Source organism: Streptomyces aureus (assembly GCF_001418135.1).
Classification (GTDB): domain Bacteria; phylum Actinomycetota; class Actinomycetes; order Streptomycetales; family Streptomycetaceae; genus Streptomyces; species Streptomyces aureus_A.
Window position 1 is genome coordinate 1 of sequence record NZ_LIPQ01000391.1, and the last position, 4,391, is coordinate 4,391.

Annotated in this window: 4 protein-coding genes; 2 read left to right on the plus strand and 2 right to left on the minus strand. The window is 73.1% G+C overall.

The features are described from left to right. Positions 1-99 precede the first annotated feature (99 nt). A complete protein-coding gene (locus AOK00_RS28420; protein WP_055603108.1) occupies positions 100-1,905 on the plus strand; it encodes an NHL domain-containing thioredoxin family protein in 1,806 nt (601 codons plus the stop codon). Positions 1,906-1,945: 40 nt separating this feature from the next. Here AOK00_RS28420 and AOK00_RS28425 read toward each other — a convergent pair whose 3' ends face one another. Then, complete coding sequence (locus tag AOK00_RS28425; RefSeq protein ID WP_055603109.1) at positions 1,946-2,290, minus strand: hypothetical protein; 345 nt, start codon at positions 2,288-2,290, stop codon at positions 1,946-1,948. A gap of 59 nt (positions 2,291-2,349) precedes the next feature. Continuing rightward, positions 2,350-3,657, minus strand: a complete 1,308-nt coding sequence (locus AOK00_RS28430; protein ID WP_055603110.1) for a M18 family aminopeptidase — start codon at positions 3,655-3,657, stop codon at positions 2,350-2,352. Positions 3,658-3,746: 89 nt separating this feature from the next. Between AOK00_RS28430 and AOK00_RS28435 the strand changes: the two genes are divergently transcribed. Next, positions 3,747-4,322, plus strand: a complete 576-nt coding sequence (locus tag AOK00_RS28435; RefSeq protein WP_055603111.1) for a YciI family protein — start codon at positions 3,747-3,749, stop codon at positions 4,320-4,322. The last annotated feature ends 69 nt before the right edge of the window (positions 4,323-4,391 follow it).

A 4,391-nucleotide genomic window follows, 5' to 3' on the forward strand; every position in this document is an offset into this window, starting at 1 on the left:
CACGCACCCCGCCCCCACCCGGCGGCCGATTCCACCCGTACGGCACCCCCGACGTACGGGCGTGATCCGGCATTCACAGGCGGATGGCAAGCTTGAACCATGAACGATGCCGCTTCGGCGCCCACTCCCGCGCCCGCGTCCCGCCGTGCCCGTGTCCGCGCCCCCGAGCTGATCGGCAAGGGTGGCTGGCTGAACACGGGTGGCGACGATCTGACCCTCGCCGACCTGCGAGGAAAGATCGTTCTGCTCGATTTCTGGACCTTTTGCTGCGTGAACTGCCTGCACGTGCTCGACGAGCTGCGTGATCTGGAGGAGAAGCACCGCGACACGCTCGTCATCGTCGGCGTGCACTCGCCGAAGTTCGTGCACGAGGCCGAGCACCAGGCCGTCGTCGACGCCGTCGAGCGGTACGAGGTGCACCACCCCGTCCTCGACGACCCGGAGCTCGCGACCTGGAAGCAGTACGCCGTGCGCGCGTGGCCGACGCTCGTCGTGATCGACCCCGAGGGGTACGTCGTCGCCCAGCACGCCGGTGAGGGGCACGCCAACGCGATCCGGACGCTCGTCGAGGAGCTGGAGGCCGAGCACGAGGCCAAGGGGACGCTGCGGCGCGGCGACGGACCGTACGTGGCGCCCGAGCCCGTCGCCACCGACCTGCGCTTCCCCGGCAAGGCGATCCTGCTGCCCTCCGGGAACTTCCTGGTCTCCGACACCACCCGGCACCAGCTCGTCGAGCTGGCCGCCGACGGCGAGACCGTCGTACGGCGGATCGGCGAGGGCGTCTTCCGGGAGCCGCAGGGCCTCACGCGGCTGCCCGACGGCACCGTCGTCGTCGCGGACACCGTGAACCACGCCCTGCGCCTCCTCGACCCGGAGACCGGCACGATCGAGCGGCTCGCCGGCACCGGGAAGCAGTGGTGGCAGGGCTCCCCCACGTCCGGGCCCGCCCTGGACGTCGACCTGTCCTCGCCGTGGGACGTGGCCTGGTGGCAGGGCAAGGTGTGGATCGCCATGGCCGGTGTCCACCAGCTGTGGACGTACGACCCGGCCACGAAGACCGTCGAGGTCGCGGCCGGCACCACCAACGAGGGGCTCGTCGACGGGCCCGCCGCCGAGGCCTGGTTCGCGCAGCCCTCCGGGCTCGCCGCCACCGAGGACCGGCTGTGGGTGGCCGACTCCGAGACCAGCGCGCTGCGCTGGGTCGACACGGAGGGCGTGGTCCACACCGCCGTCGGCACCGGACTCTTCGACTTCGGCCACCGCGACGGCGCCGCCGGCCAGGCCCTGCTCCAGCACCCGCTGGGCGTGACGGCCCTGCCGGACGGCTCGGTCGCGATCTCCGACACGTACAACCACGCCCTGCGCCGCTACGACCCGGCGTCCGGTGAGGTGACGACGCTCGCCACGGACCTGCGCGAGCCCAGCGACGCGGTCCTCGTCGACGGCGACATCGTGGTCGTCGAGTCCGCCCGGCACCGGCTGACCCGGCTGCGTCTCCCCGAGGAGGCCGTCCAGGTCGAGGCCGTCGCCCACCGCACCCGGCGCGAGGCCACCGAGGTCGCCCCGGGCCGCCTCCGTCTGGACGTGGTCTTCCAGGCGCCCACCGGCCAGAAGCTGGACGAGCGGTACGGCCCCTCGACCCGCCTCCTGGTCTCCTCGACCCCGCCGGAACTGCTCCTCGCGGGCGAGGGAACGGGGACGGACCTCTTCCGTGAGCTCGACCTCGCCCCCGGGCTCACCGAGGGCGTCCTGCACGTCTCGGCCATGGCCGCTTCATGCGACGACGACCCGGCGAACGAGTACCCGGCCTGCCACGTCCACCAGCAGGACTGGGGCGTCCCGGTGAAGATCACGGAGACGGGTGTGTCCCGGCTGCCGCTGATCCTCGCCGGTATGGACGCGTAATCGCCGGCATGGACGCGTAGTCGCCGGCATGGACACGTAGTCAGCGGACGAGACCCTGATGCTTGGACGGCCGCCCCGCGGCGGCGTCCAGGCATCCGTCCACCCAGGCGGCCGGGTCGTGCACGGCCCGGTCGCCGCCCATGCCCTGCCGCTCCATGAGCGCGCACTCCCCGGCGAGCAGCGCCTTCGTCCGCGAGCCGTCCACGTCGTACCCGCGGATCCGGGACGCCATGACGAAGCCGCCCTCGTAGGCGATGTCCGTCCCCCACGGCGGCCGGTCGTTGTACGTGCCGATCAACACCCCCGCCGCCGCCGTGGCGACGACGACGGCGCCCCCGAGTCCGGCGAAGAACCTGCCCCGGGAGGGCCCCTCATGACGATGCATGAGGCGACCCTGCCAGGCGGCACCTTTCGCGGATGTTTCGCGGCCGGGGCCGCCGGGTGTCAGCCCTCCAGGAAGGCGACCAGGGCGTTGGCCAGGAGGTACGGGTCCTTGGCGCCGCAGAGTTCGCGGGCGCTGTGCATGGAGAGGATCGCCACGCCGATGTCGACGGTCTTGATGCCGTGGCGGGCGGCGGTGATCGGGCCGATCGTCGTGCCGCAGGGCATGTCGTTGTTGGAGACGAACGACTGCCACGGCACGCCCGCCTTCTCGCAGGCGGCGGCGAAGACCGCGCGGCCGCTGCCGTCGGTGGCGTACCGCTGGTTGACGTTCACCTTCAGGATCGGGCCGCCGTTGACGCGCGGGTGGTGCGTCGGGTCGTGGCGTTCCGCGTAGTTCGGGTGGACGGCGTGGCCGGTGTCGGAGGAGAGGCAGACGGTGCCGGCGAAGGCCCGGGCGCGGTCCTCGTAGGAGCCGCCGCGCGCGTACACCGAGCGCTCCAGGACGTTGCCGAGGAGCGGGCCCTGGGCGCCGGTGTCGGCCTCGGAGCCGTTCTCCTCGTGGTCGAAGGCGGCGAGGACCGGGATGTACGGGAGGTCGTCGCGGCCCGCGAGGGAGGCGAGCGCGGCGACGGCGGCGTGCACGGACAGCAGGTTGTCCATGCGCGGGCCGGCGAGCAGCTCGCGGTCGCGGCCCAGGTAGGCGGGCGCGTCGACGGCGTGCACCATCAGGTCCCAGCCGCTCACGTCCTCGGCGTCGACCCCGGCCTCGGCGGCGACGAAGGAGATCAGGTCGCCCTCGTGGACCTCGCCGATGCCCCAGATCGGCTGCATGTGGCGCTGGCGTTCCAGCTTGAGGCCGTCGTTGGCGCCCCGGTCGAGGTGGATCGCGAGCTGCGGGACGCGCAGCAGCGGCCGGTCCACGTTGACCAGGTGGTGGCTGCCGTCGCGGAGCGTGAGCCGCCCGGCGAGGCCGAGGTCGCGGTCGAGCCAGGTGTTGAGCAGGGTGCCGCCGTAGATCTCGACCGCGACCTGCCGCCAGCCGTGCGCGCCCATGTCGGGCTGCGGCTTGACGCGCAGGTTGGGGGAGTCGGTGTGGGCGCCGACGATCCGGTACGGGGTGTGGGCGGAGGCGCCCTCCGGCACGTACCAGGCGATGATCGCGCCACCGCGGACCACGTACTTCCCGCCGCTCGTCGCGTCCCAGGCCGCGGTCTCCTCGACCTGGCGGAATCCGGCCTTCTCGAGCCGCTCGGCGGCACTCGCGACCGCGTGGTACGGCGAGGGCGAGGCCGTCAGGAAGGCCATGAGGTCGTCGGTGTGTCCGCGGTCGAAGGGGCCTGCGGTGGGACGGGAGGCTGCGCTGCTCATGGGTTCCACCTTACGCAGAGCCCGGTATACGAATACGGGGCCCCGCAAATCGCTCGCCCCCCGCGCCTTCGCGGGGAGATCCTTCGGCCATGGAATTCCTCTGTTACCACCGGGACCGGACCGGCTCCCTGCCGCTGCGCGCCGAGCTGATCGAGGCGCACTGGGCCTACATGGACCAGTACGCCAAGGAGATGATCGCCCGCGGTCCGACCTTCGGGGAGGACGGCGAGACGCCCAGCGGCAGCGTGCACATCCTCCGTCTGCCCGATGCCGGGGCCGCCCGTGCGTTCGCCTTCGACGAGCCCAACCACCAGGCCGGCGTCTACCGGGACGTGATGCTGCGCCGGTGGCGCAACGTCCTGGGGCGCACCATGTGGGACTTCCCCGGTGGCCGGACCGGCGGGGACCGTTTCCTGGTGATCGGCCTGGGCGCGGCCACGGCGACGGAGCGGGCGGTCGACCTGGAGGCGCCGTCCGGCTGGGAGGACCGGGGGGACCTGATCGCCTACGGGCCGCTGCTCTCCGACGACGGCGCCACCTGGCTGGGCACGGCGGCGCTGGTCCGGGCGTCGGACCCGGAGGCGGCCCGCGCCGTTCTCCCGACCCCGGACGCGTACGCCGGGGTCGAGGTGCACGACTGGCAGTTCGGCGGCCGCCCCTCGTAGGAGGGCCTTCCCGCCTGGGAACACCCCCCCGCGTGCGGGAGCCCTCCCGCCCGGGGCACACCCCCGCGT